The organism is Mesorhizobium sp. M1E.F.Ca.ET.041.01.1.1, from assembly GCF_003997355.1.
GTDB lineage: Bacteria > Pseudomonadota > Alphaproteobacteria > Rhizobiales > Rhizobiaceae > Mesorhizobium.
This window is the reverse complement of record NZ_RZSL01001080.1, coordinates 1-1,072: the sequence shown is the minus strand read 5'-3', so window position 1 is coordinate 1,072 and position 1,072 is coordinate 1. Positions and strand designations below refer to the sequence as shown.

The following is a 1,072-nucleotide window of genomic DNA, read 5'->3' as shown; positions in this document are numbered from 1 at the left end:
GGCGAGGTTTAGTCGCCCGGCTTTACCGCGCGGCGGCTCCAGCTCCCGGGCAGACGAGCGCGGCACGGCTGGTTCAGGTGGCTGGCTTGCCCCGAAACCGCCTTCCCCCTTCCGGCTGCGAATCGTCTTGAGCAACCAATCATCGTCATTTCCAGCAAAGGACAACATGGCCCGATGCCGGCGCTTGCGGTTCTCGTCTTCAAAAGCTGCGCGCGCGCGAATCCGATCGGCGATAGCCTGTATGGAGGACTGGTCGAGGTTCACGCGTTATCACCGTCCAGCAGATGCGCCGCCTTCCGAAGTACCAGGCCATGCGCGATCGTCATCGCCGTCAATTCGGCGTCGACGGCTTTCACCCTCTCATCCAGTGCTTCCCATATCGGCAACGCCGCCTCCATGGGGACGGCGTGGCCGGAATGAATGGCATGGAGAAGCTGGCTGAGGTTTCGGCCGACCATCCGGACTTGCGAGGCCAACGCCGCGACAGTGCGTGAATTCTCAGCTGACAGAGCGGGACCGACATCCAGGCTGGCCCGGATAATGCGCCGCAACGTCTCCGCTCGGTCAAGCTGGAACACCTTGCAGGCCTCATCCAGGAGCGCGCCCGCCTCCGGCCCGATATCGATCCGGGAGCGCTGTCGGGTGTCTTTGTGGGCAGCGCTGGTGTCCAAAATTCCTCGCTATGGCGCATGGGCCTCCCGTCGAAGACGGTCCAGGTCAAAGCGAAGCGATGACCTGCTCAGCCAATTTGGACCCAAATTGCGTATCTTGTCAATTCACAACGCAACATTATACTGATCTGATGACTCGCTGATCCAGAACCATTGATGCCTTCCGGCGCATTGCACAGACACGCAAATTCATATTATCACATAGGCACTTATGCACATCTGCACCTTGTTGCATCGGCGCATAGGCAAAATGCAAGAAAGTCACTTTGGCGCCAAATCGCCCACACGCATTGACGCCAAGGTGACGCGACATTGGGAAAAAACAATGCCGGAACAACGTGCGGTGCAAATCACAGTGGCCTCTCCCAAAGGCGGGGTCGGCAAGACCATGACCACCATCC

The 1,072-nt window shown here is 59.2% G+C and carries 1 protein-coding gene and 1 pseudogene; both read right to left on the bottom strand.

Going from position 1 to position 1,072, the window contains the following annotated elements; genetic code table 11:
- Positions 1 to 264 (bottom strand): annotated as a pseudogene (locus EOA38_RS39950) (hypothetical protein); the annotation flags it as partial.
- Positions 261 to 671 (bottom strand): hypothetical protein, encoded by a 411-nt coding sequence (locus tag EOA38_RS37500; RefSeq protein ID WP_245481032.1) that lies wholly within the window; start codon positions 669 to 671, stop codon positions 261 to 263. The pseudogene EOA38_RS39950 and the gene EOA38_RS37500, both read right to left, overlap by 4 nt.
- Positions 672 to 1,072 lie beyond the last annotated feature (401 nt).